The sequence below is a fragment of the Ancylobacter moscoviensis genome (genome assembly GCF_007559435.1).
Classification (GTDB): domain Bacteria; phylum Pseudomonadota; class Alphaproteobacteria; order Rhizobiales; family Xanthobacteraceae; genus Ancylobacter; species Ancylobacter moscoviensis.
Window position 1 is genome coordinate 834,661 of sequence record NZ_VMBP01000001.1, and the last position, 26,165, is coordinate 860,825.

The window sequence follows — 26,165 nt, forward strand, 5'->3', positions numbered from 1 at the left end:
TCCCCGGCGGGGAGAGGGAGCTGGGGCCCCGGAGGTCAGCCCAGATAGGACTTCAGGATCGAGGCGCCCATCGTGTATTTGGGATCCACCATGTTGCCGAGGCGCACGCGCCCGCACTGGGTCAGCAGCATGTAGGCCTCCACCTCGTCGAAGCCGTAATCGGCCGCCATCCAGCGGATGAGGTCGCGATAGGCCATGCGGGTGGCGTCCTCCATCGGGCGGGTCGAGCCGATGGACATGATGAAGTCCTTGGTCTCGAGGCGGGGCGTGTGGACGCTCCAGCCCTTGATGAGGTCGATCTGGATCGTCGTGACGGTGGGATGCTCCAGCGCCACGCCGCACAGCTCGCCATCGCCCTGGGTGGCGTGGCAGTCGCCGAGATAGAGCAGGCCGCCCTTGGTGTTCACCGGCAGGTAGATGACGGCGCCGACGCCGACGTCCGGCAGGTCCATGTTGCCGCCGTAATAGTCGGGCTGCAGCGAGGTGATCGCCTCGATCTCCGGCGAGGTGCCGATGGTGCCGATGAACGGCACATAGGGAAGGGTCAGCTTGTCGCTCCACTTCGTGCCGGTCTCGGCGTCGACGTGCAGCTTCTTCACCTTGATCGGCAGCGGCGCGTTGAGCATCGCCGTGTCCTTGGTCGGCACGAGACCGCCGAACTCCGGCATGATCAGCGTGGTGCCGCGCGGCTGCGGGCCGCGGGGGACGATGGACTTGATGTAGACGGCGAGCGTGTCGCCCTTCTCGGCGCCGTTGACGAAGATCGGGCCGTTCTGCGGGTTGAGATAGGGGAAGTTCAGGATCTCGAGCGGGTTGTCCGTCTCGTGCTTGATCTTGCCCTCGAAGGCGTCGTGCGTCTCGGCGGCCACCACCGCGCCGGGATCCACCTTCAGCACGGGATCGACATAGGGGCCGTAGACGTAGTGGTACGTGCCCTGCTCCGCCTCGGTGATGGTGTGGGAGGCGCCCGCCTGGCCCTTGGCGAGGCCTTTGCGAGCCATGATGGAGTTCTCGAGCCAGGACATGATGTTCTCCTTGAAGCTGGCTATCCCGAAACAGGCTGTCTCGATCAGACGGCGAGGTGGCGCCGCATCGCTTCGCCGTCGGCGAGCTGTTCGCGTTCGAGCTCGGCGACGATGCGGCCCTTGTCCATGACGTAGCAGCGCTGGGCCATCGCCCGGATCATGTCGATGTTCTGCTCGACGAGGACGATGGTGACGCCGGTGTCCTTGTTGAGCTGCACCATGATGCGGGCGATGTCCTGCACGATGTTGGGCTGGATGCCCTCGGAGGGTTCGTCGAGCAGGATCAGCGACGGATTGGCGACCAGTACGCGGCCGATGGCGAGCTGCTGCTGCTGGCCGCCCGACATGGTGCCGGCGCGCTGCGACCAGCGTTCCTCCAGAATCGGGAAATAGCCCAGTACCCGCCGGCGGTCCGCCTCGGTGACGCCGCCCGCCCGCATGCCGCCGACGGCGATGTTCTCGCCGACGGTGAGGCGCGGGAAGACGTCGCGGCCCTGCGGCACGTAACCGATGCCGAGCCGGGCCCGGCGATGGGGGGAGATGTGCTCGACCGGCTTGTCGCGGTAGACGATGGAGCCGTCCATGGCCGGGACGAGGCCGATGAGGCTTTTCATCAACGTGGACTTGCCGACACCGTTGCGCCCGATCACCGCGACGATCTCGCCCTCGCGGACCTCGAGGTCGAGGCCCTGCAGGACAGGCTTGCCGCCGTAGCCGGCCCGCAGGCCGAGGGTGGAGAGCATGATTTCCTTACGCATGGAGGCCCCCCGGCTGCTGATGGGCGGTGGCATGGGCCGTCGTCTGCCCGAGATAGATCGCGGCGACTTCCTCGTCGGCGACGATGTCGTCGATCGAGCCCTGGGCGAACACCTTGCCCAGATGCAGCACCGTCACCTTGTCGGCGACCTGCCGCACGAAGGCCATGTCGTGCTCGACGGCGAGCACCGTCATGCCGTCGGCGTTCAGGCGCTTGATCATCTCGCCGGTGGCATGGGTCTCTTCCGGCGACATGCCGGCGGTCGGCTCGTCGAGCAGCAGGAGGCGCGGCTTGAGGCTGATCGCCATGCCGATCTCCAGCCACTGCTTCTGGCCGTGGCTGAGATTGCCGGCGAGGCGCCGCGCATCGCCGGAGAGGTTCAGGAAGGCGAGCAGCCGGTCGATCTCCTCCGCCAGCGTGGCCGGCTCGTAATGGTGCTGCATCGCGATTTCGAGGTTCTGCCGCACGCTCAGCGCCTTGAAGATGCCCGGCACCTGGAACTTCACGCTCATGCCCCGGCGGATGCGCTGGAAGGACTTGAACGCGGTGATGTCCTCGCCGCCGAACAGGATCGAGCCGCTGCTCGGCAGGTGCTCGCCGAGGATCAGGCGGAACAGGGTCGACTTGCCGGCGCCGTTCGGGCCGATGAGGCAGTGCACCTCGCCGGTTTCCAGCACCAGATCGACATTGTTGGTGACGTGCAGGCCGCCGAAGCGCTTGTTGAGGGCACGGGTTTCGAGGAGCGGCATCAGGCGTCTCCCGGCTGGCGCTTGGCGAAGGGGCGGGCGACGAGCCTGGCGAGCGCGAAGATCAGGCCGCTCGGCGCGAGCAGCACGGTGACCACCAGCATGGCGCCCATCACCACCAGCGCGTACTGGCTGCCGTGGATGGTCAGTGCCTGGAACACGGCGAGCACGGTGACGGTGCCGATCAGCGTCGTCGTGAGGTCCGAGCGGCCGCCGACCGCCACCCACACGATGGGCAGCGCCGCGGCGGTCATGCCCATGCTGGAGGGCGTGATGTACTGGCCCCAGCTCGTGTAGAGCACGCCCGACAGGCCGGCCAGCGCCGCGCCGATGACGAAGGTGCCGAGCTGGTACTTGCGGATGTCGTAGCCGAGCATCTCGGCACGCTCGGGATTCTCGCGGATGGCGACGAGAATGTTGCCGAAGGACGAGTTCACCAGGATGCGCAGGCCGAGATAGACTACGACCAGCAGCCCGAGCACGACATAGTAGAGCTGGACGTCCGGGAACAGCACGATGTCGCCGCCGGGCCAGGGAAGGGTGAGCGGCGGCATGTTGCTCATGCCGTTGAAGCCGTTGAGGCGGGCGGCGCCGATGCGCCATTCCGGGCCGGCGGTCTGGGCCATGAAGCGCTCCAGCACCAGCGTCACCGACAGGGTGACGATGCCGAGGAACACGCCGGAGATGCGGCCGAAGAACAGGAAGTAGCCGAGCAGCGCCGCGAACAGCGCCGCGATCGCCACCGCGAAGACCAGCGCCACCAGGGTGAAGCCGTAAGCGGCGCCGAAATTGATGGTGAGGATGCCGTAGCTGTAGCCGGCGATGCCGAAGAAGGCCGTCTGCCCGAAGCTGAGCGAGCCGCCATAGCCCCAGATGAGGCACAGGCCGAGCGCCATGAAGATCCAGGTGAAGAAGTAGACGGTGTTGCCGACCGTGTAGCCGTCCGAGAACAGCGGATAGGCGCAGGCGCCGGCCAGCACGACGAGGAAGCCGACCCAGAAGGCCGGGCCTCGGCCCAGCGTCTGCGGGCCTTCCAGGCGGCGGAAGAAGCGGGAGAGCGCGTTCATTGGTGTCCTTCTCGTGTCCTGTCAGGCGCGCTCGCGCAGGAGGAAGCCGGAGATGCCGCGCGGCAGGACGCGGATGACGATGATGACGGCGATGAGCAGGCCGATCTGTCCGGCGAGCTGGCCGTACCAGGAGGTCATGGTCGCCTTGACCACGGCGAGCAACGCCGCCGCCGGGGCGGTTCCCAGGAACACGTCGGCGCCGCCGACGACCACCGTCACGAAGGCTTCCATGATGAAGGTGGTACCCATGGTCGGCACCAGCGTCATGGTCGGGGCGTAGAGGCCGCCGGCGAGGCCCGCCAGACCCGCGCCGAGGGCGAAGGTCAGGCTGTAGACAAGGCGGGTGTCGACGCCGAGCGCGGCCGCCATGTGCGGCACCTGGATGGTGGCGCGGGCCATGACGCCGAAGCGTGTCCAGTTGAACAGGGCGTAGAGCGCCGCCAGCACGAGCACGGCCATGCCAAACAGGACGAGGCGGTAGACGGAATAGGAATAGTCGCCGACCTGGAAGCTGCCGAAGGGCGTGCCGACGCCCGCCATGGTCGAGCCGAGCAGGATCAGCGTGCCCTGCGTGCCGATGAGGCTGAGGCCCCAGGTGGCGACGATGGTGTCGAGGGGCCGGTCGTACAGATGCCGGATGACGAGGATCTCCACCAGCGCGCCCACCGCCGCCGAGACCAGCGCGCCGATGACGACGGCGACCGGCAGCGGAATGCCGGCATGGACGGCGGAGACGGTGACATAGGCACCGCACATGATGAATTCGCCGTGGGCGAGGTTGATCACGCCCATCATCCCGAAGATGACGGCGAGCCCGCAGGCGGACAGCACCAGGAAGGCGAAGGCGTCGCCGAACTGGTAGAGGGCGGAGAAGGCGAGAGTTCCGACATCCATCGGCGAGCGGCCCTATGCTAGAAGGAAAAGGTTGCCCCGGCACTGAGGGGGTCGGCCGGGGCAACGCACGGGACGGCCGCGTCGGCGGCAGCCCGTGAAGCGGTCGAAGCGCGATCGGCGGACCGATCGCCGCGCCGGAGACCGCCGGTCAGGCTTTCCGACCGGCGGGTTGTTCCGGCTGCCGGCTCAGGGCTTCGGCGGCGGGTTCGAGGGCGTGTACTGCGCGCTCGGGTCGCTCTTGGTCAGGTCGCAGCCGGCCTCGCCCAGCCAGTAGGGCTTGATGTCCTGCCACACCTTCGGGAAGGAGATGGAGTGATCCTCGCTCACCTTCGCGAGATAGATGGTGTGGGACATGTGCTGGCTCTTCGGGTCGATGCAGACCTTGCCCTCGGGGGCGTCCATGCACACGTCGCCCTTGGCGATCTCCTTGCGCAGCGCCTCGCGGTCGGTCGTCCCGGCCCGCTCCACCATCTGCTTGTAGAGGTAGACGGCGAGGTAGGAGTTCTCCATCTCCTGGTTGATATAGGGCTCGTTCGGGTACTTGGCCTTGAACTTGGCGACGAACGCCTTCGATTCCGGCGAGTCGATCTCTTCGATGTAGTTGGTGGTGACGTACATGTCCTTCAGGGATGGCGGCTTGAAGCGCTTGTGCTCGTAGCCCTGGCCGACATTCACCGAGGAGGCCATCGGCAGGCCGACATTGGCGGCGGCGGCCTGCTCGTAATAGGAGGCCTGCGCCGTGCCGACGAGCAGCGTCACCACGAAGTCGGGCTTGGCCTTCTGGATGTTCTGGATGTTCTGCGAGAACTGCGACACGCCGAGCGGGATGAAATCCTCGCCGACCATCTCGCCGCCGTTCTCCTTGACGATGTTGCGCACCCACTCGGCCGAGATCTGGCCGAAATTGTAGTCGGCGGCGAGCGTGTAGACCTTCTTGCCGTACTTCTCCATCATCCACGGGATGAGGGTGGAGAACTGCTGCTCGGGCACCGCGCCGGTGACGATCATGTTGGCGTCGCAGACGCCGCCTTCATACTGGTTGTTGTAGAAGGCCAGGCCGTTGAACTGGTTCACGATCGGCCGGTAGGCCTCGCGCGAGGCCGAGGAGAAGCCCGCGAACACGGCGTCCACCTTGTCGCGCTGGAGCACGCGGCGCATGAACTCCTGATAGCGCGTGTTGTCGGACTGGGTGTCGTAGATCACGAGTTCCAGCGGGCGGCCGGCGATGCCGCCGGCCTTGTTGATCTCGTCGGCGGCGAGCTGGATGGCGTTCACCTTGCCGTTGGTCACGGCGGCGAAGTCGCCGGACTGGTCTTCGAGCACGCCGAGCTTGATCGGGTCGGCGGCGAGAGCAGGGGTGAAGCTGTGGGCGGCGCCGAGCAAAAGCGTCCCCGTGAGGGCCGCGGCACGCAGCCCCCGCATGGTCTTCCCAGTCATTTTCTTCTCCTGTGAAAGGTTATCGTCTTTCCGAGCTGCGCTCCGCGAGGAGCGGTCGCATCGGTGGGTCGAGGGCTTCCGCCCTCGTCTTCATGAAAGCCTCGCAGTAGTCTTCGAGAGTCAGCCGCGAGCGCATGCTTTCGCGACGGAGCCACTCATAGGCTTCGTCGTCATCGACGCCCGTGTCCTTCATGCGGGCGATGATGGCCTTCACCACCGCGCGGCGGCCACGCCGGCGGCGATCCATGTCGTCGAGCCGCGACCGGAGGTCGCCGCGCAACAGGAACTGGTTGATGCCGAGGAACAGCGCGGTGTAGACGGCGGCACCCTGCACGGGCTTGCGCAGGAACGCCGTCGCGCCGAGGTTGACGAGGTGCTTGAGCCGGCTCGGCGCCTCGACGCCGACGAGGCCGATCACCGGCACCGGCGGCTGGCGGGAGCCGGCATCGATGTCGAGGGCGACGGGATTGTCGAGATCGCCGTCGACGAACAGGATGTCGCGCTCCGCCTGCAGGGCGCCGAGATCGATGTCGGCGCGCCCGTCGACGAGCGCGGGAAAGGTCGCGCTCACGCCCAGCTTGCCGAGGGTGGTGTGCAGCGCTTCGACGGCCGTGAGATTGGACGTGACGATATAGGCCCGGCCGCCGTTGAAGTTCTGGAGCAGTCGAGGAGCCATCACTTTACCACTCTCAGTGAAGAGTTGCGGGCAGCGACCGCATAGCGCGGCGACGACTGGACGAGATAAGGGTCCGGACGGACCGGGCCGGGCGCCTCGACGATCAGCTCGAAGCGCGAGGCAGCGTTTGAAATCCCGATTCGCGGCGTCAGATGGGCGTGCAGCGTCTGCGGGTCGATGTGCACCTCGCCCTGCGGGGCGAGGAGATGCTGGCGCGTGGCGGCTTCCTTCACCGCCTCGACGTCGTCCGTGCCGGCCTCGGCGAGCGCGAGGACGAGCAGCTTCATCGCGATGTAGGAGGCTTCCGCGTCGGCGGAGGTGGAGGGGCCCTCGGGGAAGGCCGCGCGATAGGCACGGGTGAAAGCCTCGTTGGTCGGCGAGGCGAGGGAGGAGAAATAGACGCTGCAGCTCAGGTGCCCGTCGACCGCATCCGTGCCGATCTCTTCCAGCTCCGGTTCGGACAGCGTGCAGCTCGCCACCGGGATGACGCGCGGCTGGTCGATGCCGCGGGCATTGCAGGCGGCGCGGAAGGCGCGGAAGAAGGCGTAGTTGCTGGTGCCGATGAGGTTATTGAAGACGAAGCTCGGCCGGGCTTCGAGGATTGCCTCGACGACCTGGTCGATCTCGGTGTCGCCGACCGGCACGTAGCGCTCGGCGAGGACCCGTGCCCCGCGCGCGGTCATCGCCTCACGGAAGATGCGGGTGTTCTCCCAGGCCCAGATGTAATTGGAGCCGATGCAGAAGGCGCTCGACCCGACATGGGCCAGCATGTGGTCGACGAGCGGCAGGACGTGCTGGTTCGGCGAGGCGCCGGTGTAGATGACGTTGTTGGAGCTCTCGAAGCCCTCATAATGCGAGGGGTACCAGAGCAGCGCGTCGTGCTTCTCGAAGCAGGGGATGACCTCCTTGCGGCTGGAGGAGGTGTAGCAGCCGACCACGTGCCGCACGCCCGACTGCAGCAGGTCGCGGCTGAGCGCGGCGTAGCTGGCGAGGTCGCCGCCCGGATTGACCACGACGGGTTCGACGGAGATGCCGGGCGCGACCTGTTCGGCAACCGCCAGCAGCGCCCCGTTCAGCATGGAACGGGCGACGACGCTGTAGGGTCCGGTGGTCGAGAACATGACCCCTATGCGGTAGTGCTTCGACACCCTGCGCTCCGACCAAAACAAAAAACGCCCGCCGGCCTTTCGACCGTGGGCGTCGTTGCCACCAACCCGCAATGCCGATCGGCACCGTCGTTGGAAATGTTCACCGAAATTGCCGCGACATTGGGCATCCTTGCCCGCCGCTCGTTTCTTAGGCTCGCGTGAAGCCGCGCCTTTGTCAAGCGCTTTTCCTGTCCGTCACAGGCGGGTGAATAACTCGGCCCCGGCCGGCTGTCACCTGTCCGTCGCAAGGGTTCGGAGGGTGGTGACGGGGTGTGTCCCTGGTGAGGGTTTCACCCGGAGCGCCGGCAGCGGATCCTTCCGGTAAGATATGGACGCACGATGTGAACGAAACGGCGTCTTCGCACTTGATAGAGCACAGGCGGACCCGCCGGGAGGAAGTTGCCGGAGGCAACGATGCCATTCCCTAGCGTATCACATCGGGGTGTTGTCGCCCGCACGGGTTGTCGTGGCGTATTTCAGGCTTGCGGGCCGGATGGGAACGGCTCGCGAGGCCAGGATTCAAAGTCGTCCCTTAGGAACCATCAAGACGTCGATAGCTGGAGTCTGCCGGTTGATCCGCATCAATCCTGTCGATGTCGGATCATGAAACAATGAAGACAATAAAATCGGGAGGTTAACATGAAGGCACGTGACGTGATGACGTCGCCGGTGATCACGGCGAAATCCACCGACCTCGTGGTGCACGTGGCGCGGCAACTGCTCGACAACCGTATCAGCGCCGTACCGATCGTGGACGATGGCGGAGAGGTGGTGGGCATCGTCAGCGAGGGCGACCTGCTGCGCCGCGCCGAGGCGGGGACCGAGCGGCGGCGCTCCTGGTGGCTGGAGGCGCTGCTCGACGACAGCACGCTCGCCGCGGAATATGTGAAGGCGCATGGGCGCACCGCCACCGACGTGATGCGCCGGCCGGTGGTGACGGCCAAGCCCGACACGCCGCTCGACGAGATCGCCTCCCTGATGGAGGAGCACCGCATCAAGCGCATCCCCATCGTCGAAGGCGGCAAGCTGGTCGGCATCGTCAGCCGCTCCAACCTCATTCAGGCGGTGGCGCGCCGGAGCATGGGACTGGAGATCCCGCTTTCCGACAGCGCCATCCGCGAGCAGGTGATGACCCGGCTGCGCGAGCAGCCCTGGGCCAATACGTGGCGTCTGAACGTCACCGTGGATGACGGCGTGGTGAACCTCTGGGGCATCGCCAATGCGGATGCCGAGAGGCGGGCGCTGCGCGTCGTCGCCGAGACGACGCCGGGCGTGCGGGCGGTGAACGATCACCTGATCCGGGAACCGATGGGCGGTTGGGCATGATGGCTCGGGCCGCGGGGGCGCTCGTCCCCGTGGCGCCCATGCAAGGAGACGCACCATGTTCGCCCATATCCTCATCCCCACCGACGGCTCGCCGCTGTCGAACACCGCCGTGCAATCGGCCATGGCTCTGGCGCGCGACGCCGGCGCCAAGGTGACGGTGTTCACGGCGGTGGAGCCGTTCCGCCTCCTCACCTGGTCCTCGTCGCAGATCGAAGCCACCCGGGCCGACTATGAACGGCAGGCGCATGCGACGGCGGGCGAGTTCCTCTCCGCCGCCGAGCAGATCGCCCGGCAGTTCGGCGTGCCCTGCGACGTGGTGCAGGTGGAGAGCGACGACCCCTGGCGCGCCATCGTCGAGACCGCCGATGCCCGCGACTGCGACCTGATCGCCATGGCCTCGCACGGCCGGCGCGGCGTCGCGGCGCTGGTGCTGGGCAGCGTGACGCAGAAGGTGCTGACGCATTCGACGGTGCCGGTCCTCGTCTATCGCTGACGCCCGGCGCGGGAGGCCGCGATGGTGTTCGCCGACCGAAGCGATGCCGGGCGCCGGCTGGCGGCCGCGCTCCTGCCCTACCGGACGAAGCGCCCGGTGGTGCTCGCCCTGCCGCGTGGCGGCGTGCCGGTGGCGGCGGAGGTGGCGCGGGCGCTGGCGGCCCCGCTCGACCTCGTTCTCGTGCGCAAGATCGGCCTGCCCTGGCAGCCGGAGCTCGCCATCGGTGCGGTGGTCGACGGCGCCGAGCCGGTGATCGTGCGCAACGAGGAGATCATCGCGCATGAGGGCGTGGGCGAGGCGGAGTTCCAGCGCGTCTGCCGTCGGGAACTGGCGGAGATCGAGCGCCGCCGGGCTCGTTATCTCGGGGCCCGCGAGCGGGCGGAAATCGCCGGGCGGGTGGTGATCATCGTCGATGACGGCATCGCCACCGGCGCCACGGTGAAGGCGGCGCTGCGGGCGATCCGCCGGCGCGGGCCGGCGCAGCTGGTGTTGGCCGTTCCGGTCGCCCCGCCCGAGGCGGTGGCCGAGCTGCGGCCGGAGGTCGACGATCTCGTCTGCCTGGAGATGCCGGAGCGTTTCGGCGCGCTCGGGCATTTCTATCGGGATTTCGGCCAGCTCGGCGACGAGGAGGTGATCGCGACGCTGGCGCGCTTTCCCGTCCGTCCGCCGTCGCCCGCCTGAAGGGCGGCGCGGGGCGCGGTGGTTTTCATCTGGCCGTCGGCGGCGGGGCGGGTAAAGATCGTCGCCGTTCGGGCGATCGGCGAGGATGCCGGCGGCCCTTGCGGTCGCGGGGATGGGATGGCCGATTTCAACTGCCTGTACAGCCATGGCTTCCTGCGCGTCGCCTCCTGCGTGCCGAGCGGACGCGTCGCCGATCCGGCCTTTGCCGCCCGCGCGCATCTGGAGCTGGCGGCGCAGGGGCATGCGCGCGATGTCGGGGTGATGCTGTTCCCGGAGCTGGGGCTGTCCTCCTACGCCATCGACGACCTGCTGCTGCAGGACGCGCTGCTCGACCGGGTGGAGGCGGCGGTGGGCGATCTCGTCGCGGCCTCGCACGATCTCTATCCGGTGCTCGTCGTCGGCGCGCCGCTGCGCCGTGAGGGACAGCTCTTCAACACCGCCCTCGTCATCCATCGCGGCGCGCTGCTGGGAGCGGTGCCGAAGAGCTACCTGCCCAATTACCGCGAATTCTACGAGCGGCGGCACTTCGTCCCCGGACTCGGCCAGCGCGGCGGGACGATCAGGGTCGCCGGGCAGGAGGTGCCGTTCGGGACCGACCTGCTCTTCCGCTCGCGGGGCAGCGTGCCCTTCACCTTCCATGTGGAGGTCTGCGAGGACATCTGGGTGCCGCTGCCGCCCTCCACGCGGGCGGCGTTGGCGGGGGCGGAACTGCTGCTCAACCTCTCGGCGAGCAACATCACCATCGGCAAGGCGCGTCACCGCCGTCTGCTCTGCGCCAGCCATTCGGCGCGATGCATAGCCGCCTATGCATACTCCGCCGCGGGGCCGGGGGAATCGACGACCGACCTCGCCTGGGACGGTCAGGCAGCGATCTTCGAGAATGGCGACGCGCTCGGCGAGAGCGAACGCTTCCCGGCCGGGCCGACCCTCGTCGCCGCCGATATCGACCTCGAACGCTTGCGTCAGGAGCGCATGCGCACCAACACGTTCGGCGACTGCGTGCGGGAAGAGGGGACGGGCGGTTTCCGCACCGTCGGCTTCGTCCTCGACCGGCCAGCGGCGGCGGTTCCGCTGGAGCGGGTGATCGAGCGCTTCCCCTATGTGCCGGCGGACGCCTCGCGCCTCGCCGAGGAGTGCTACGAGGCCTACAACATCCAGGTTCAGGGGCTGGCGCAGCGGCTTGCGGCGACGGGCGTCCGGCACGCGGTGATCGGCGTTTCCGGCGGGCTCGATTCCACCCAGGCGCTGATCGTCGCGACGCGGGCGATGGATCGCCTCGGCCGGCCGCGTTCGGATGTGCTGGCCTACACGCTGCCCGGCTTCGCCACCTCCGATGCCACGCGCGCGAATGCGCAGGCGCTGATCGCCGCGCTCGGCGTGACCGGGGGCGAGATCGACATCCGGCCGGCGGCGCGGCAGATGCTGGCGGATCTCGGCCATCCCTTCGCCAGGGGCGAGCCGGTCTACGACGTGACCTTCGAGAACGTGCAGGCGGGCCTGCGCACGGACTACCTGTTCCGGCTCGCCAACCGGGCCGGCGGGCTGGTGGTGGGCACCGGCGACCTCTCCGAGCTGGGGCTCGGCTGGTGCACCTATGGCGTCGGCGATCACATGTCGCATTACAATGTGAACGCCTCCGTGCCGAAGACGCTGATCCAGCACCTGATCCGCTTCGTCGCCGCCTCCGGAGACGTCTCGCCGGAGACGGCGGGGGTACTCGACGCGGTGCTGGCCACCGAGATCTCGCCCGAGCTGGTGCCGGCCGAAGCGGGAGCGGCGATCCAGTCGACGCAGCAGGTGGTCGGTCCCTATGCGCTGCAGGACTTCAACCTGTTCTACCTGACGCGCTACGGCTTCCGCCCCTCGCGCATCGCCTACCTCGCCGAGCGGGCCTGGGGCGATGTGGAGCGCGGGCGCTGGCCGACGAACATCCCGCCGGAGGATCGGCGGGCCTATTCCCGCGCCGAAATCCGCCACTGGCTGCGGGTGTTCCTGACGCGCTTCTTCGCCAACCAGTTCAAGCGCTCGGCGCTGCCCAACGGCCCGAAGATCACCGCCGGCGGCTCCCTGTCGCCGCGCGGCGACTGGCGGGCGCCGTCCGATGCGGGGGCGCAGCTCTGGCTCGAGGAACTCGACGCGGTCTTGCCGCCGGAGACGTAAACCGGTTCAGGCGCGGGCGACGATCCAGTCGGCGATGCGCGGCCATAGCTCGGCATGCGCCTGCCGGCCCGCGAGCACGGCCAGGTGCTGCAGCCCGACGCCGACTTCCGCGGGATGGGTGAGCACCTGCGTGTCGGCGTCGCCCATGCGGGCGAAGAACGGTTCGACGCTGGCGCGTGGGCCGATCTCGTCCGCCTCGTTGACCACGGCGAGAACGGGGAGCGCGAGGTCCGCCGGCCCGAGCGTGCGCCCGCCGAGGGTGAATGCGCCCCGGCGGAAACGGTCCTCCCGGTACAGTTCTTCGACGAGTTCATGGACCAGCCGGCCGGGCAGGGCCACCTCGTCCAGCGCCCAGCGCTCGACATGGATGTGGATGTCGAGCGCGGCCGGATCGCCGAGACAGAGGGCTCCGTCCATCCAGCGCGCCCAGAGGAAGGTGCCGGGTGAGAGCAGGGCGCAGGACTGGGAGAGCTGCGAGCCCGCTATGGCGTCGTCGCTCGGGGGGCGGCGCTCCTGCGCGACCACCATGTCGCGGAACGGGCTGGAACCCGGCTCGAAGCTCAGCGGCGCGCCGAGCAGCACGAGGCCGCGCGCGAGGCCCGGTTGTGCCGCGCAGGCGAGGGCGGCGAGCGTGCCGCCGAGCGAATGGCCGAGCAGGAAGGGAGCGGCGCCCATGCGGGTCGCGATCGCCTCGCGCGCGGTTGCAATGGCCCGAACATAGGCTTCGATGCCGGCGCTGCCGTCGCCATCCGCTGGCGGAAGCCATTCCAGCAGATGGACCCCGAACTTCCGGTCGAGGCAGAAGCGCACCGTGCTGACGGCCGGCGTCAGGTCCCAGATGTAGGGACGCTTGATCGGCGCCGGCACCATGAACAGGGCGGGGCCGGCCGTCTCGCCGGGATAATGCCGCAACCGCCAGTGCGGGCCGGAGGCCACCACCTCGAACGCGCATTCATGCGTGCCGAAGCCGAACAGGTCGAGCGTGCGTGCCTGCATGCCGCGCCACTGGTCCATGGCCGAGAGCTGGGTCGCGCGCAGCCCGGCGAAGAAGCGCGGATCGACCGGCGATGATGATGGGGGGCGGGGCATCAGAGCGGCACCCAGCGTTCGCCGTCCTTGACGTAGGAGCGCTTCACCGCGGCCCAGGCGATGCGGTGGGCGCGCTCCTCGCGGTCGGGTTCGCCCGCATGCGTGCCAAAGGCGTGGTTGAAGGCCTCACGATAGATGTCCTGAGCGTGGGCAGGCAGATGCGCGCGGACCGGCGGTGGCAGGTCGGCATTGGTCGCGTAAGGCATGGTGGACCTCCGCAATAGGTCTCGGCTGAGCTGTCGGCGGCACCTCTCGGGCGGCGTCCCGGTATCGTGCCGGGCTTCGCGCTCGCGAGCGTTGATGCAGGTCAGCGCGGCTCCGCTCGCAGAACCGGCGACAGGCTCAGCACGGGATCATGCCAGAAGGCGCGCCGGTCGGCGAGGAATCGTGCGGCGATCTCGTTGCCGCGCCGCACGGCCGCCACCGCCGGCGCGCCGCGCAGCAGGCCGTCGATGAGGCCGGCGGCAAAGACATCGCCCGCGCCGGTGGTATCCGTGGGGCGAGTGAGAGGCGCGACCGGCACGCCCGAGCGCCCGGCGTCGTCGCAGACCTCGACCGGCCGGGCGCCGTCCGTCAGCACCAGCGCCGACAGGGCCGGGCTGCCGATCTGGCGCGCCTGCCGCAAAGCGCCCTCGCCTGAAGGGAAGGCGTGGTCGGAGGCGGAGGCGACCAGTATCTCGGCCGGCCGGTGCTCGCCGGCCTCCAGCGGCACCTGTGCGACGACGCGCGTGCGCCCCGCCAGCTCCGCCAGCAGGCCCGGCTCCGCCCGGCGGACGTTCACATAGGCCATGTCCACCGTCGCCGGCGGCAGCGCGGTGAGGCGGCGGGCTTCGGTGGTTGCCGGCGCGAGGATGGTCCGTTCGCCGGAAGGGTCGATGAAGATCTCCAGCGGGATGGTCGGCGCCTCGGTGAGGCGCACATGCCGTACGTCGAAGCGGAGCCGCGACAACGCTTCGAGGCAGGCGCGGCCGGCATCGTCGGTCGAGAGCGTGGTGACGAGGGTCACGTGATGCCCCAGCGCCAGCAGCGTGGCGCCGGTGCCGAAGCCTCCGCCGCCGATGCGCAGCTCCGTGCCGCCATGAGTGACGCGTCCGCCGGCGGCAAGCGGGCCGGCGAGCCGCCAGAGGCGATCGACATTGATGCTGCCGGCGACGAGGACGTGCGCCATCAGGCCGCTCGGGAGTCGGTCGACGGAAGGGGCGTCACAGCCGGCCTTCCTCGAACTCCCCGCAGGAATAGCCGAGCAGCGACAGCCCCTCCTCGAGGAAATCGCCGAGCAGCGGCATGCCGAGGAGATAGCTTGCGGTGCGGGCGTTGTGGGCCTGTGTCGCCTCCTCGCGCACGCTGTCCCAGTCGCTCGCGTCGTAATCGTCGCGGCCGAGCCAGGCGAGGGTGACGAGGTCGATCTGCTCGTCCTCGCTCAGCGCGTCGATGAAGCCGGTCAGCTCCTCGACGACGGGATCGTCGCCGTGATCCTCCAGCACCTCGATGTCGTCGTCATCGGACGGGTTGGAGGCCGGATCGGGTTCGGTCACCTCGTCCTTGGCGTCGAACTCCTTCGCCTTGACGATGATGAAGCAGACCTTCTCCGGAGAGATGGTGAGCGGGGAATCGTCGTTGCCGTCGTCCTGCGTCGATTTCGCCTGCATGCTCCGTCTCCTGCTCCGGGAGGCTCTTTCATAGAGCTGAAGGACGATTGCCAAAGGCCGGCCATGAGGCAAGTCAATCCTCGGCCGGATCCCCCGCCCCGGTCCTCCGCTCCCGCAATCCGCCGTGCGGACTGGCAACGGATGGTCGGCGGAGGTTGTTCCGCGATCGTCGGCTATGGGCGGTGGCGAGGATCGCCAATCGCGGCGGCCGGCAGGCAGGCGATGCCGAGCTCGTCGAAGCGGGCGCGCGCGGCCTGCGCCGAGCCGTCGACGTCGATGCTGCGGCAGGCATCCTCGATCACCACGGTCTCGAAACCCACCCGCCGGGCATCCTCGGCCGAGTAGCGGACGCAGAAATCGAAGGCGAGGCCGGCGAGGAAGACGCGGCGCATGCCGCGCTCGCGCAGGTAGCTGGCGAGGCCAGTGGGGGTGCGCCGGTCGTTTTCGTAGAAGGCGGAATAGGAATCGATGGAGGGATGATAGCCCTTGCGCAGCACGAGCTGGGCATGGGGGATGTCGAGATCGTCGCGGAAGGCGGCGCCGCGCGTGCCCTGCACGCAATGGTCCGGCCAGAGGATCTGCGCGCCGTACTCGACGTCGATGGTCTCGAACGGCCGGGCGTCGGGATGGGAGGACGCGAAGGAGAGGTGGCCCGGCGGGTGCCAGTCCTGCGTGAGCACGACATGCGCAAAGCGGGCGGCGAGCCGGTTGATCACCGGCACGACCTCGTCTCCCCGGGGCACGGCGAGCCGGCCGCCGGGGCAGAAATCGTTCTGGATGTCGACCACCAGCAGCACGTCGCCGCTGCCGGGAATGAGTCCTTGGGTCACGACAGCGCCCTCGTTCCACCTGAGAGGCCGGCGCCGCAGGGCGGGCCGAGTCATCGCGCGAGCGTTGTGGAGAGGTTGAGCGCTGCAATCAAGAGGGGCAAGCGGCTGGAGGGCCGCTTGCATGCAAATGGAGCTTCGACCTTAGGCGTAGCGGGCGAGCGAGAGGTCGGCCGCCTCGATGTCGGGCTTGCGGCCGCTGACCAGATCGGCGAGCACGCGGCCCGAGCCGCAGGACATGGTCCAGCCCAGCGTGCCGTGGCCGGCATTGAGGAAGAGGTTGGGGTAGCGCGTGGGGCCGATGACCGGCGTGCCATCCGGCGTCATCGGGCGCAGGCCGCACCAGAAGGTCGCCCGGCTCTGGTCGCCGGCGCCGCCGAACAGGTCCTCGGCCGAGTGCTCCAGCGTCGCGCGCCGCGCCGGCGGCAGGTCGAGGTTGAAGCCGGCGATTTCCGCCATGCCACCGATGCGGATGCGGTCTCCCAGCCGGGTGATGGCGACCTTGTAGGTCTCGTCCATCACGGTGGAGACCGGGGCGCGGGCGGCGTCGACGATCGGCACGGTGAGCGAGTAGCCCTTCACCGGATAGACCGGCAGGTCGAGGCCGAGCGGCTGCACCAGAGCGGGAGCGTAGCTGCCGAGGGCGAGGACGTAGAGATCGGCGCCGACCTCGCCCGTCGCCGTTTCGACGCCGGTGAGCCGGCCATCCGCGACCTTCAGCCGGCGGATATCGACGCCGTAGCGGAAGGTGACCCCCAGCCCCTCGCAGAGCTTGGCCAGCGCGTTGGTGAACTTGAAGCAGTCGCCGGTCTCGTCGTCCGGCAGGCGCAGGCCGCCGACGATCTTTGAGGCCGCGGGAGCGAGACCGGGCTCGGCGGCGACGCAGCCGGCGCGGTCGAGCACCTCGAAGGGCACGCCGTCGGCCTTGAGCACCTCGATGTCCTTGCCGATGCCGTCGAGCTGTTTCTGGGTGCGGAACACCTGCAGCGTGCCCTGCATGCGCTCGTCATAGGCAATGCCGGTCTCCGCCCGCAGCGCCATCAGGCAATCGCGGCTGTATTCGGCGATCCGCACCATACGGCCCTTGTTCAGCGCGTAGCGGGCGGCGGTGCAGTTGCCGAGCATCGCCAGCATCCAGCGCCAGGTCGCGAGGTCCGCCATCGGACGGATGACCAGCGGGGCGTGCTTCATGAACAGCCATTTGACCGCCTTCACCGGGATGCCGGGCGCGGCCCAGGGCGAGGCATAGCCGGGCGAGACCTCGCCGGCATTGGCGAAGCTGGTCTCCAGCGCCGGGCCGGTCTGGCGGTCCAGCACCGTCACCTCGTGTCCCGCCTTGGCGAGGTAATAGGCGGAGGTGACGCCGATGACGCCGGCTCCGAGAACAACGATCTTCATGATGGCCTCTGGCTGGTTCTTTGGTGCGGCTCAGCGGTAGACGCGGTGGTAGCGCGTCCCGAGGCCGGTGAGGATTTCGTAGGAGATGGTGCCGGCATCGGCCGCGAGGGCCTCCAGCGTCTGGTGCGGACCGATCAGCTCGACGAGGCTGCCGCCCCGAAGCGTGCCCGGCGGCAGGGCGGTGACATCGAGCGTCAGGCTGTCCATGGAGACGCGCCCGGCGATGGGCAGGCGCACGTCGCCCAGATAGGCGGAGCCGCGATCGCTCAACGAACGGGGCAGGCCGTCGGCATAGCCGGCCGCGATGGTGGCGAGGCGCGTCTCGCCGGCGGTGACATGGGTGGCGCCATAGCCGACTCGCGCGCCGGCGGGGACGGTACGGGTCTGGATCACCCGCACGTCGAGGCGCACCACCGGCGTCATCGGGTTGGCGGTTCCGCCAGTCGGGGCGCCGCCATACAGCGCGATGCCCGGACGCGCGAGCGCGCCGTGATAGTCGTTGCCGAGGAAGATGCCGCCGGAATTGGCGAAGCTCAGCGCGACGCCGGGGAAGGCGGCCGCCACGCGCTGCATGGCGGCGAGCTGGTCGGCGTTCTGCGCGTTGTCGGGCTCGTCGGCGCAGGCGAGATGGCTCATGAGGTAAAGCACGCGCACGCCGGCGAGGCGCGCCGGATCGGCGGCGAGGGCTTCCGCCTCCTCCGGCGACAGGCCGAACCGCGACATGCCGGTATCGAACTGCAGCAGCGCGGGAAGTTCGGCGCCCCGCGCGCGGGCGAGGCGCGACCAATCGTCGATCTGGTCGAGGCTGTTCAGCACCGGGACGACGCCGGCCTCCGCGCAGGTGCGCTCGGCGCCGGGCTGAAGGCCGCTGAGCACATAAAGGCGGGCGTCCGCGCCAAGGGCGGGCTTCAGCGCCAGCGCTTCGGAAAGCTGGACGACGAAGAAATCGCGGCAGCCAGCGGCATAGAGGGCCGGGGCCACGCGAAGGGCGCCGAGACCGTAGGCGTCGGCCTTGACCACACCGGCGACCCGGGCGGGAGCGGCGCGCTGCTGCAAGGCGCGGTAATTGGCGACGAGCGCGCCGAGATCGATGGTCAGGATACCCGGCGCCGTGTCGGTCGCCTGCCGTTCCGAAATCTCGCCGAACATCCGTCCGTCCCCGTCCTGCCGACATCCCGGCCGGCGTCGCCAGCCGACGCCCCTTGCCGAACGGAGGGAGATTGTAGTGCAAGGATCGCGCAAAGGGCGGTCGATACGTGCATGTTTGTTTCAACGAATACTTTTCTATGCAAGGATCGACGATCTTTTCGTTGAATCCGTCAGAGGCTCCCGTGAGCGCGCTCGACGCCATCGATCGCAACATCCTGCGCCTGCTGCGCCTCGACGCGCGCATGCCGACGGCGAAGATCGCCGAGGAGGTGGGGCTTTCCGCCTCGACCTGCCTGCGTCGCATCAGGCTGATGGAGCACAGCGGCGTCATCCGCGGCTACACGGCGCTGGTCGACCATTCCGCGCGCGACGCCGCGATGGCGGTGATCATCAACATCACGCTGGAGCGCCAGACCGAGGATTATCTCACGCGCTTCGAGGCGGCGGTGCGCCGGCATCCGGAGATTCAGGAGTGCTACCTGATGACCGGCGGCGCGGACTACCTGCTGCGGGTCGAGGTGGAGAATGCCGCCGAGTTCGAGCGCATCCACACCGACATCCTGTCGACGCTGCCGGGAGTGTTGCGCATCCATTCCAGCTTTTCGATCCGCAACGTGCTGGCGACGCGCCGGCGGCCGAAATAGGCGGGAAGCTCGAGGGGCGAGTTGAGCGCGCCTCAGGAGAAGAGCGGCAGGATGTTCTCCAGCCGGTCGATCTCCAGATCGACGCTGTCGAAGCCGCCGCCGCTCGGCGTGTAGCCGACGACGTAGAGACTCGCCGCCCGCGCCGACAGCGCGCCCGAGCGGCTGTCCTCGATCGCCGCGACCTCCTGCGGGGGCAGCCCGAGCCGCGCGCAGGCGCACCGGTAAGGCTCGGGATCGGGCTTGCCGTTCGTCACGTCGTCGAGGCTAAGCGAGAAGGCGAGGGCGTCGGCGATGCCGAGGGCGTCGATATTGGCGTCCACGACGCTGCGGCTGGAATTGGAGACGCAGACCTGCGGCACGCCGAGCCTCGCCAGCGCGCGGATGGTGGCCACGGCGCCGGGAAGCGCGATCAGGCTGTTGCGATGGGCCACATAGTGGTCGTTGATGCGCGCCAGCCACTCGGCCTGCGCCACATCCGCCGGCAGGCGCGGCGCGATCTGCTTCCATACATTGCCCATATGGATGCCGCGAAACGCCTGGTCGGGCAGGTCGGAGATGTCCGAGCCCAGCGCCCGGCAGGCCGCGACGAGCGCGCGGTGGTGCAGGGGCTCGCTGTCGATCAGCGTACCGTCAATGTCCCACGCGACCGCGCGCAGCCGGCGAGCGCTCACGCGGCGTCCCTTCCGGCAAGGCGACGGTAGAGATCCCGATAGCGTGCATAGCCGGCGGCGTAGGCCTGTGCATGGGCAGGGTTCGGCTCCAGCGTCTCGTCCTGCTGGACGAAGCGGGAGATGCCCGCCCAGTCCGCCGCGCCGATGCCGACCGCCGCTGTCCAGGCCGCGCCGAGCGAGGATCCGGGATGTCCCTTCAGGCGATGGACGGGCTGCTGGAGCACATCGGCGATGATCTGCATCCACACGCGCGAGTTCGAGCCGCCGTCGGAGACCATGACGCGGGCGGCGGCATGCCCCATGTCGCGGAGCACTTCGACATGGTGGGCGCAGGCGTAGGCGTAGCCTTCCAGCAGCGCCCGCCACACATGGCCGATATCGTGCGAGAGGGTGAGCCCGTCCACAACGCCCCGCGCGGCGGGATCGTGGATCGGGGTCTTCTCGCCGAGGAAATAGGGCAGGACGGTCAGCCCTTCCGCGCCGGCGGGGCGGGCGTCGGCGAGGCGGTCGAGATGCTGGTGCAGGCTCAACCCGGCGCGCTCGGCGGCCGCCGCCTCGCCGCCGGCGAAGTTGCGCACGAACCAGTTGAGTCCCGAGCCGCCGGTCGACATGCACCCGTTGGGCATGAACAGGCCGGGGATGAGGTGATAGTCGAGATAGAGGCGCGGATCGGGCTTCACCTGATCGGTGGCGACGAGGATGTCGATGGCGCCGCCGAATTTGAGCAGGATGTCGCCGCGCCGGGTGACGCCGGCGCCGAGCGCCGAGGCGATCATGTCCGCCGCGCCGCCGATGACCGGCGTGCCGGGGGCGAGGCCGGTTTCGACCGCGCCTTCCGCCGAGACGCGTCCCATCACCTCATGCGAGGCGGTCTTGCGCGGGATGGCACCGCGCGGGATACGCGCCCAGGCGACGAGGTCGTCGTCGATCTCGTGGCTCGCCACGTCGACGAAACCGGCCTCCAGCGCCCAGTTCTGCTCCACCGCCCGCGCGCCGGTGAGGCGCCAGTTCACATAATCATAGGAGCCGAACACGGTGGCGATGCGCGCGAAGACGTCCGGCTCGTGTCGGGCGATCCAGCGCAGCTTGGCGGTGACGAGCTGCTGATTGATGCCGTTGCCGGCCCTGGCGATGAAGGCGGCCTCGTCGCGCTCGTCGCGCAGCTCGGCGACTTCCGCTCCGCAGCGCCCGTCGCTCTGCTGGATGGAGGGGCGAAGGAGCCCGCCCTGCGCATCCAGCAGCACGACCGCCGGCAGCATGCCGGTGACACCCACGGCGGCGATCTCGGCCGGGTCGATCCCGGCCGTGTCGATCAGCTCACGGGTGATGGCGCATACATTCGCCCACCATTCCGCGGGATCCTCCTCCGCCCAGCCGGCATGCTTCGAGGTCAGCGTGACCGGCCGCGAGACCACGCCCAGTATCTCCCCCGGAAGCCGGAGAAGCAGGCCGATGGTCGAGGTCGTGCCGATGTCGAGGCCGAGAACGCAGCTCATGAAGCAACCGGAAGGGAGGAGGGAGGGATCAGCGGATGGCGTTCACGACGTCCATGAAGCGGGACACGCGCCCCGCCTCGACCGGGTTCCAGGTGTTGCCGTCGACCTTGAAATGGGTGCCGATGACGACGCCGGAGGCGACGGAGAAGATGTCGCGGATGTTGTCGATGTTCACGCCCGTATTGGCGAAGATCGGCACGTCCTTGACGGTTTCGGCCACCTTCTTGAGGTGCGACTGGTCGGCCGGTTGGCCGGTGAGCGGGCCGGAGACGAGGATGGCGTCGGCGAGCGAGGAGAAGACGGCGCTCTTGGCGCGCAGCTCGATCGGGCGCTGGTCCAGCGAATGGGCGAACTCGGCGTTGATGTTGAAGAGCAGCTTCATATCGTCGCGGCGCAGGTCGTGGCGCAGGCGCGCCGCCTCGGCGGCGTTCGGCTCCCACAGGCCCATGTCGGAGGCGAACAGGCCGGTGAAGATCTCGCGCACGAAGGACGCGCCGGTGACCGCGCCGATGGAGACGCTGGCGACCGGATCCCAGAGATAGTTGACGCCGAACGGCACCTTCAGGCTCGGCTTGACCGCCTGGACGATGGCGGACATGGCGGCGATCGCGGCGGGCGAACCCTTGAAGACGTAGGGACGGTCGTTCTCGTTGCCGAACATGATGGCGTCGACGCCGCCGGCCTGCAGCTTCTCGACATCGGCCAGCACGCCCTCGATCAGCTTGTCGAGGCCACCGTCTGCGTCATAGAGCGGGGCGCCGGGAAGGGCCCCGATATGGGCCATGGCGATGACGACCTTCTTCTTGGCGCCGAAACACTCGAATACCATTCCAACTACTCCTTGGGGGACGGGACGCGCGCGGGGCGCATCAATCTGCGGGGGCCGGCGGCGCGATGCGCAGGTCGACGCGCGCGGCAGCGAGCGCGGCGGCGATGCGCGGGGGCGGTTCGGCATCGGTGACGAGGATGTTGATGTCGGCGAGGGCGCCGACCTGCACCAGCGACATGCGCTGGAACTTCGCGGAATCGCACAGCAGGATGCGCAGGCCCGACCGGCGCAGATAGACGCGCTTCATGTCGGTGTCCTCGAAGGAATAATCGAAGAAGCCGTCGGCGGTGACGCCCGAGGTGCCGAGCACGGCGACGTCGAACCACAGCTTCTCGAACTGGGCGATGGCGGTGGGGCCCCACACCGACATCTCCTCCGCCCGCACGCGCCCGCCGGCCACGTAGACCTCGGGCGCGCCGCCGTCGAGAAGGGCCGAGACGCGCAGGCTGTTGGTGAAGATCTTCAGGTGCCCGACATCGCGCAGATGGCCGGCCATGAGATAGGTGGTGGTGCCCACGTCGATGGCGGCGGTGCGGTAGCCGGCGACGAGGCTGGCGGCATAGGCGGCGATGGCGCTCTTGGCCTCGCTGCCGCGGCGCAGGCGCGCGTCGAAGCGCGGCTCCTCGCTGTCCATGGCGACGCTGGCCGGGGTCTCGGCGAGCACGGCGCCGCCATGCACGCGCACCAGCCGGCCCTCGCGCTCGAGCTCCAGCAGGTCGCGGCGGATCGTCATGTCCGACACCCCGAGCTCGGCGGCGATGGTGGTGACGCTGATCGAGCCGGAAAGCGCGAGCTGATCGAGAATGCGGGCGTGGCGCACATGCGAGAGCATGCGCTGGCGGTCCTCGCCAGCCGCGAGTTCGGCAACGGATTTGTCCTGGAAAGACACGTCGTCGGCCATCATTGCACCCTGCCTCGTTGCGATCCGTCGGAGATGAACGGATTCGCCGCGCGTCGGCCACTCCTCTCTAGCGCATCAATCGAACAAGATCAAACATCAGATTGTTCTTGATGTGCGATGATGTTCGGATAAAGTGCGCGTCGAACATAAGGAGCCGACCATGATCCCCACGACCGCCCCGACGCCTGTCTATCCCGAACTTTCCGGCCGGCTGGCCTTCGTGACGGGGGCGGCGACGGGGATCGGGCGGGCCATCGCCACGGCCCTGGCGCGCCAGGGCGTGCGGGTCGCGATCGGCGATATCAATCTCGCGGCGGCCGAGGACGCGGCGGTGGCGATTGGCGGCGGCGCCGTGGCGGTCCAGGTGGATGTACGCCAGCGGGCTTCGGTCGAGGCGGGGTTCGCCCGTGTGCTCGATCTGCTCGGCGGTTGCGACCTGCTGGTCGCCAATGCCGGCGTCTCGACCATGCAGGCGGCGCTGGAACTGACCGACGAGGAGTGGGACTTCAACTTCGACGTCAACACGCGCGGCGTGTTCCTCACCAACCAGATCGTGGCCCGGCATTTCGTGGCGAAGGGCAAGGGCTGCATCGTCAACACCGCCTCGCTCGCCGCCAAGGTCGGCGCGCCGCTGCTGGCGCATTACTCGGCGTCCAAGTTCGCCGTCCTCGGCTGGACGCAGGCGCTGGCCCGCGAGCTTGCCTCCAAGGGAATCCGCGTCAATGCCGTCTGCCCGGGTTTCGTGGCGACCGGCATGCAATCGCGCGAGGTGCAGTGGGAAGCGACGCTGCGCGGCGTGACCCCGCAGCGGGTGGTCGACGACTACATCGCCCAGACCCCGCTCGGCCGGCTGGAGCAGCCGGAGGACGTCGCCGACGTGGTGGTCTTCCTGTGTTCGGAGCAGGCCCGCTTCATGACCGGGCAGGGCGTCAACGTCACCGGCGGCGTCTACACGACCTGAGGTCGGGCGTGCTGTGCGAATGTGATCGGTTGCAGAACTGATCCGTTCGAATTAGTGCTTGCGATGTTCGTTTTTGTTCCACTACTATCCGCGAACTGCCGGTGCCCCGGCCTGGGAAAACCCTCCGGTGCTTCCCGCGCGACGGGGTGGTTCCCGTTCCGGGCAGAGGATTGCTGATGTCGTCGATCGAGCTCGATCATGTCTCCAAGCTCTACGCCAACGGCGCCTATGGCGTGCGTGACGTGGATCTTTCCATCGGAGAAGGCGAGTTCGTGATCTTCCTCGGCCCCTCGGGCTGCGGGAAGTCGACCACGCTGCGCATGATCGCCGGGCTGGAGGGCATCTCCTCGGGCGATCTGCGCATCGGCGGGCGGAGCGTGAACAACGTGCCCCCGCGCGACCGCAACATCGCCGTCGTGTTCCAGTCCTACGCGCTCTACCCGCACATGAGCGTGCGCGACAATATGGGCTTCGGTCTCAAGATGCGCGGCGTGGGCAAAGCCGTCATCGACGAGAAGATCCGCGAGGCGGCGGGCCTGCTCGGCCTCACCCCCTATCTCGACCGCAAGCCGGCGGCGCTCTCGGGCGGCCAGCGCCAGCGCGTGGCGCTCGGCCGCGCCATCGTGCGCGATCCCGTCGCCTTCCTTCTCGACGAACCGCTGTCCAATCTTGACGCGCAGCTGCGCGCGGAGATGCGGCTCGAGCTCGTGAAGCTGCACCGCCGGCTCGGCCGCACCATCGTCCACGTCACCCACGACCAGGTGGAGGCGATGACCATGGGCGACCGCATCTGCATCATGCGCGAGGGCAGCATGATCCAGGTCGGCAAGCCGCTGGAGGTCTACGCCAACCCGGTCGACACCTTCGTCGCCCGCTTCCTCGCCACGCCGCCGATGAACCTGATCCCCGCCCGGCTGGAAGGCCGGGGCGACGGGCTCGCCGTCATCGGCGACGGCCTCGACGTGCCGGTGCCGGACATGCACCGGACCGCCTATGCGCCGGTGGCCGGGCGCGAGGTGATCTTCGGGCTGCGTCCCGAGGACCTGCACGAGACGCCCCAGCCCGGCTGCGCGCGCATCGACGTCACCGTGGTGGCGATGGAGGCGCTCGGCGTTGAGAACATCCTCGTCGGCCAGATCGGCGGCGCGGGCGGAAAGCCGGTGGAGATCGCCGCCCGGCTCTCACGTCATTTCACGGCGCCGGTGGGGGCGAGCGTTCCGCTCTACCTCGATGCGCGGCCCATGCATCTGTTCGACCCGGAGACGACGCGGGCCTTTCCGCGTCCCGCCCTCCGCATCGTCAAATCCTGATCGAAGCGGAGGGGAGGCCATGCGGCGCGTCGCACTTCATCTCGGGTTGCTTCTGACCTGCGCCGTCATCCTCCTGCCCATCCTCTGGGTGGTCCGCACCAGCTTCCTGCCGGAGCCGCTGTCCTATTCGCCGGAGCTGATGCCGGCGGCGACGCTCGACAATTACGTCGCGCTGTTCACCTCGACCCGCTACGGCCAGTCCTACCTCAACAGCCTGATCGTCGCCCTCGGCTCGGTCGTGGTCGCGCTGCCCTTCGCGGCGATGACCGGCTATGCCTTCGCCCGCTTCAAGACCGGCGGGCGGACCGGGCGCTTCGCGGTGCTGGCGACGCAGATGCTGCCGCCGGTGGCGATCGTGCTGCCTGCCTTCGCGCTGCTGCGCACCGTCGGGCTCACCAATTCGCTGACCGGCCTGATCATCGTCTACGCGGCGGTGAACCTGCCCTTCCTCATCTGGATCCTGATGGGCTTCTTCGAGGGCATTCCGGTCGATCTCGAATGGGCGGCGCAGACGGATGGGGCGACCGCCTGGGGCGCCTTCTGGCGGATCGTGCTGCCGGTCTCGCTGCCGGGCATCGCGGCGGCCGGCGTGCTCGGCTTCATCCTGACCTGGAACGAGTTCCTGTTCGCGCTGGTGCTCAGCGGTCCGCAGACCGCCACCGTGCCGGTGGCGCTCGCCTCGCTTCAGACCTCGAACGGCGTGCAGATCGCTAAGGTCTCCGCCGGGGTGGTGCTCGCCGTGCTGCCGCTGGTGATCGCCTCCCGCTTCATCCAGCGCTTCATCGTCCAGGGCCTGACTTTCGGCAGCGTGAAGTGACGTCGATTGCGCCG

Annotated in this window: 27 protein-coding genes; 8 read left to right on the forward strand and 19 right to left on the reverse strand. The window is 68.7% G+C overall.

The window, feature by feature from the left end; translation table 11 throughout:
* Positions 1-35: 35 nt before the first annotated feature.
* The 8 genes from FO470_RS03890 to FO470_RS03925 form a co-directional block, all read right to left on the reverse strand.
* Positions 36-1,025: an acetamidase/formamidase family protein gene (locus tag FO470_RS03890; protein WP_144341587.1), complete on the reverse strand. Its 990-nt coding sequence runs from the start codon at positions 1,023-1,025 to the stop codon at positions 36-38.
* Between the two features lie 44 nt (positions 1,026-1,069).
* Complete coding sequence (locus FO470_RS03895; RefSeq protein WP_144341588.1) at positions 1,070-1,783, reverse strand: ABC transporter ATP-binding protein; 714 nt, start codon at positions 1,781-1,783, stop codon at positions 1,070-1,072.
* Entirely contained in the window at positions 1,776-2,531 is a 756-nt protein-coding gene (locus FO470_RS03900) for an ABC transporter ATP-binding protein (protein WP_144341589.1), read from the reverse strand. The genes FO470_RS03895 and FO470_RS03900 overlap by 8 nt, the downstream gene beginning before the upstream one ends.
* Positions 2,531-3,595: a branched-chain amino acid ABC transporter permease gene (locus FO470_RS03905; RefSeq protein WP_144341590.1), complete on the reverse strand. Its 1,065-nt coding sequence runs from the start codon at positions 3,593-3,595 to the stop codon at positions 2,531-2,533. The genes FO470_RS03900 and FO470_RS03905 overlap by 1 nt, the downstream gene beginning before the upstream one ends.
* 21 nt (positions 3,596-3,616) lie before the next feature.
* The gene (locus FO470_RS03910) at positions 3,617-4,489 is read right to left on the reverse strand and encodes an ABC transporter permease subunit (RefSeq protein WP_144341591.1); all 873 of its coding nucleotides are present in this window, start codon (positions 4,487-4,489) and stop codon (positions 3,617-3,619) included.
* A 186-nt stretch (positions 4,490-4,675) separates the two neighbouring features.
* Positions 4,676-5,926, reverse strand: a complete 1,251-nt coding sequence (locus FO470_RS03915; protein WP_144341592.1) for an urea ABC transporter substrate-binding protein — start codon at positions 5,924-5,926, stop codon at positions 4,676-4,678.
* A gap of 19 nt (positions 5,927-5,945) precedes the next feature.
* Positions 5,946-6,602: an ANTAR domain-containing response regulator gene (locus FO470_RS03920; protein WP_144341593.1), complete on the reverse strand. Its 657-nt coding sequence runs from the start codon at positions 6,600-6,602 to the stop codon at positions 5,946-5,948.
* Entirely contained in the window at positions 6,602-7,750 is a 1,149-nt protein-coding gene (locus FO470_RS03925; protein WP_272482962.1) for a transporter substrate-binding domain-containing protein, read from the reverse strand. Before FO470_RS03925 ends, FO470_RS03920 begins: the two co-directional genes overlap by 1 nt.
* Before the next feature lie 639 nt (positions 7,751-8,389).
* Between FO470_RS03925 and FO470_RS03930 the strand changes: the two genes are divergently transcribed.
* The 4 genes from FO470_RS03930 to FO470_RS03945 all read left to right on the forward strand — a co-directional run bounded on the left by FO470_RS03930 (position 8,390) and on the right by FO470_RS03945 (position 12,410).
* Positions 8,390-9,076: a CBS domain-containing protein gene (locus tag FO470_RS03930; RefSeq protein ID WP_144341594.1), complete on the forward strand. Its 687-nt coding sequence runs from the start codon at positions 8,390-8,392 to the stop codon at positions 9,074-9,076.
* Positions 9,077-9,131: 55 nt separating this feature from the next.
* On the forward strand, positions 9,132-9,569 hold the full coding sequence (locus tag FO470_RS03935) for a universal stress protein (protein WP_144341595.1): 438 nt from the start codon (positions 9,132-9,134) through the stop codon (positions 9,567-9,569).
* Between the two features lie 21 nt (positions 9,570-9,590).
* Positions 9,591-10,250, forward strand: coding sequence for a phosphoribosyltransferase (locus tag FO470_RS03940; protein WP_144341596.1), 660 nt, complete (start codon positions 9,591-9,593; stop codon positions 10,248-10,250).
* Positions 10,251-10,367: 117 nt separating this feature from the next.
* Entirely contained in the window at positions 10,368-12,410 is a 2,043-nt protein-coding gene (locus tag FO470_RS03945; RefSeq protein WP_144341597.1) for an NAD(+) synthase, read from the forward strand.
* Between the two features lie 6 nt (positions 12,411-12,416).
* On the opposite strand, the gene FO470_RS03950 is transcribed toward FO470_RS03945, so the two are convergent.
* The 7 genes from FO470_RS03950 to alr form a co-directional block, all read right to left on the reverse strand.
* A complete protein-coding gene (locus FO470_RS03950; RefSeq protein ID WP_144341598.1) occupies positions 12,417-13,499 on the reverse strand; it encodes an alpha/beta hydrolase in 1,083 nt (360 codons plus the stop codon).
* Positions 13,499-13,705: a ChaB family protein gene (locus tag FO470_RS03955; protein ID WP_144341599.1), complete on the reverse strand. Its 207-nt coding sequence runs from the start codon at positions 13,703-13,705 to the stop codon at positions 13,499-13,501. The genes FO470_RS03950 and FO470_RS03955 overlap by 1 nt, the downstream gene beginning before the upstream one ends.
* 101 nt (positions 13,706-13,806) lie before the next feature.
* Complete coding sequence (locus tag FO470_RS03960; RefSeq protein WP_144341600.1) at positions 13,807-14,667, reverse strand: PfkB family carbohydrate kinase; 861 nt, start codon at positions 14,665-14,667, stop codon at positions 13,807-13,809.
* A 34-nt stretch (positions 14,668-14,701) separates the two neighbouring features.
* A complete protein-coding gene (locus FO470_RS03965) occupies positions 14,702-15,148 on the reverse strand; it encodes a DUF3775 domain-containing protein (protein WP_144341601.1) in 447 nt (148 codons plus the stop codon).
* A 173-nt stretch (positions 15,149-15,321) separates the two neighbouring features.
* Positions 15,322-15,978, reverse strand: coding sequence for a bifunctional nicotinamidase/pyrazinamidase (gene pncA / locus FO470_RS03970; protein ID WP_246659463.1), 657 nt, complete (start codon positions 15,976-15,978; stop codon positions 15,322-15,324).
* 141 nt (positions 15,979-16,119) lie between these two features.
* Complete coding sequence (locus FO470_RS03975; protein ID WP_144341603.1) at positions 16,120-17,373, reverse strand: D-amino acid dehydrogenase; 1,254 nt, start codon at positions 17,371-17,373, stop codon at positions 16,120-16,122.
* 30 nt (positions 17,374-17,403) lie between these two features.
* Positions 17,404-18,522 (reverse strand): alanine racemase, encoded by a 1,119-nt coding sequence (alr, locus tag FO470_RS03980; protein WP_144341604.1) that lies wholly within the window; start codon positions 18,520-18,522, stop codon positions 17,404-17,406.
* 182 nt (positions 18,523-18,704) lie between these two features.
* On the opposite strand from alr, the gene FO470_RS03985 reads away from it, so the two are divergent.
* Positions 18,705-19,166 (forward strand): Lrp/AsnC family transcriptional regulator, encoded by a 462-nt coding sequence (locus FO470_RS03985; RefSeq protein WP_144341605.1) that lies wholly within the window; start codon positions 18,705-18,707, stop codon positions 19,164-19,166.
* 32 nt (positions 19,167-19,198) lie between these two features.
* Here FO470_RS03985 and FO470_RS03990 read toward each other — a convergent pair whose 3' ends face one another.
* Genes FO470_RS03990 through FO470_RS04005 form a run of 4 tightly spaced genes read right to left on the reverse strand, consistent with a single transcriptional unit; the run spans position 19,199 to position 23,063 of the window.
* Positions 19,199-19,837 carry an HAD family hydrolase gene (locus FO470_RS03990; protein ID WP_144341606.1) on the reverse strand — a complete coding sequence of 213 codons (639 nt, stop codon included), beginning with the start codon at positions 19,835-19,837 and terminating at the stop codon, positions 19,199-19,201.
* Complete coding sequence (locus FO470_RS03995) at positions 19,834-21,333, reverse strand: FGGY-family carbohydrate kinase (protein WP_144341607.1); 1,500 nt, start codon at positions 21,331-21,333, stop codon at positions 19,834-19,836. Before FO470_RS03995 ends, FO470_RS03990 begins: the two co-directional genes overlap by 4 nt.
* Positions 21,334-21,361: 28 nt before the next feature.
* Entirely contained in the window at positions 21,362-22,162 is an 801-nt protein-coding gene (locus tag FO470_RS04000) for a BtpA/SgcQ family protein (RefSeq protein WP_144341608.1), read from the reverse strand.
* A 40-nt stretch (positions 22,163-22,202) separates the two neighbouring features.
* Positions 22,203-23,063 carry a DeoR/GlpR family DNA-binding transcription regulator gene (locus FO470_RS04005; protein ID WP_144342047.1) on the reverse strand — a complete coding sequence of 287 codons (861 nt, stop codon included), beginning with the start codon at positions 23,061-23,063 and terminating at the stop codon, positions 22,203-22,205.
* Positions 23,064-23,223: 160 nt separating this feature from the next.
* On the opposite strand from FO470_RS04005, the gene FO470_RS04010 reads away from it, so the two are divergent.
* From FO470_RS04010 to FO470_RS04020, 3 genes are all read left to right on the forward strand, one after another.
* Entirely contained in the window at positions 23,224-24,024 is an 801-nt protein-coding gene (locus tag FO470_RS04010; protein WP_186291821.1) for an SDR family NAD(P)-dependent oxidoreductase, read from the forward strand.
* A gap of 176 nt (positions 24,025-24,200) precedes the next feature.
* Positions 24,201-25,334 (forward strand): ABC transporter ATP-binding protein, encoded by a 1,134-nt coding sequence (locus FO470_RS04015; RefSeq protein ID WP_144341609.1) that lies wholly within the window; start codon positions 24,201-24,203, stop codon positions 25,332-25,334.
* Between the two features lie 19 nt (positions 25,335-25,353).
* Positions 25,354-26,151, forward strand: coding sequence for a carbohydrate ABC transporter permease (locus FO470_RS04020; RefSeq protein ID WP_144341610.1), 798 nt, complete (start codon positions 25,354-25,356; stop codon positions 26,149-26,151).
* Positions 26,152-26,165 lie beyond the last annotated feature (14 nt).

Coding starts and splice junctions, on each gene's coding strand:
- FO470_RS03995 (WP_144341607.1), bottom strand. CDS start 21,333: ATGAGCTGCGTTCTCGGCCTCGACATCGGCACGACCTCGACCATCGGC.
- FO470_RS04015 (WP_144341609.1), top strand. CDS start 24,201: ATGTCGTCGATCGAGCTCGATCATGTCTCCAAGCTCTACGCCAACGGC.
- FO470_RS03975 (WP_144341603.1), bottom strand. CDS start 17,373: ATGAAGATCGTTGTTCTCGGAGCCGGCGTCATCGGCGTCACCTCCGCC.
- FO470_RS03930 (WP_144341594.1), top strand. CDS start 8,390: ATGAAGGCACGTGACGTGATGACGTCGCCGGTGATCACGGCGAAATCC.
- FO470_RS03900 (WP_144341589.1), bottom strand. CDS start 2,531: ATGCCGCTCCTCGAAACCCGTGCCCTCAACAAGCGCTTCGGCGGCCTG.
- FO470_RS03960 (WP_144341600.1), bottom strand. CDS start 14,667: ATGGCGCACGTCCTCGTCGCCGGCAGCATCAATGTCGATCGCCTCTGG.
- FO470_RS04005 (WP_144342047.1), bottom strand. CDS start 23,063: ATGGCCGACGACGTGTCTTTCCAGGACAAATCCGTTGCCGAACTCGCG.
- FO470_RS03910 (WP_144341591.1), bottom strand. CDS start 4,489: ATGGATGTCGGAACTCTCGCCTTCTCCGCCCTCTACCAGTTCGGCGAC.
- FO470_RS03915 (WP_144341592.1), bottom strand. CDS start 5,926: ATGACTGGGAAGACCATGCGGGGGCTGCGTGCCGCGGCCCTCACGGGG.
- FO470_RS04000 (WP_144341608.1), bottom strand. CDS start 22,162: ATGGTATTCGAGTGTTTCGGCGCCAAGAAGAAGGTCGTCATCGCCATG.
- FO470_RS04020 (WP_144341610.1), top strand. CDS start 25,354: ATGCGGCGCGTCGCACTTCATCTCGGGTTGCTTCTGACCTGCGCCGTC.
- FO470_RS03945 (WP_144341597.1), top strand. CDS start 10,368: ATGGCCGATTTCAACTGCCTGTACAGCCATGGCTTCCTGCGCGTCGCC.
- FO470_RS03895 (WP_144341588.1), bottom strand. CDS start 1,783: ATGCGTAAGGAAATCATGCTCTCCACCCTCGGCCTGCGGGCCGGCTAC.
- FO470_RS03950 (WP_144341598.1), bottom strand. CDS start 13,499: ATGCCCCGCCCCCCATCATCATCGCCGGTCGATCCGCGCTTCTTCGCC.
- FO470_RS04010 (WP_186291821.1), top strand. CDS start 23,224: ATGATCCCCACGACCGCCCCGACGCCTGTCTATCCCGAACTTTCCGGC.
- FO470_RS03955 (WP_144341599.1), bottom strand. CDS start 13,705: ATGCCTTACGCGACCAATGCCGACCTGCCACCGCCGGTCCGCGCGCAT.
- FO470_RS03890 (WP_144341587.1), bottom strand. CDS start 1,025: ATGTCCTGGCTCGAGAACTCCATCATGGCTCGCAAAGGCCTCGCCAAG.
- FO470_RS03965 (WP_144341601.1), bottom strand. CDS start 15,148: ATGCAGGCGAAATCGACGCAGGACGACGGCAACGACGATTCCCCGCTC.
- FO470_RS03940 (WP_144341596.1), top strand. CDS start 9,591: ATGGTGTTCGCCGACCGAAGCGATGCCGGGCGCCGGCTGGCGGCCGCG.
- FO470_RS03920 (WP_144341593.1), bottom strand. CDS start 6,602: ATGGCTCCTCGACTGCTCCAGAACTTCAACGGCGGCCGGGCCTATATC.
- alr (WP_144341604.1), bottom strand. CDS start 18,522: ATGTTCGGCGAGATTTCGGAACGGCAGGCGACCGACACGGCGCCGGGT.
- FO470_RS03935 (WP_144341595.1), top strand. CDS start 9,132: ATGTTCGCCCATATCCTCATCCCCACCGACGGCTCGCCGCTGTCGAAC.
- FO470_RS03905 (WP_144341590.1), bottom strand. CDS start 3,595: ATGAACGCGCTCTCCCGCTTCTTCCGCCGCCTGGAAGGCCCGCAGACG.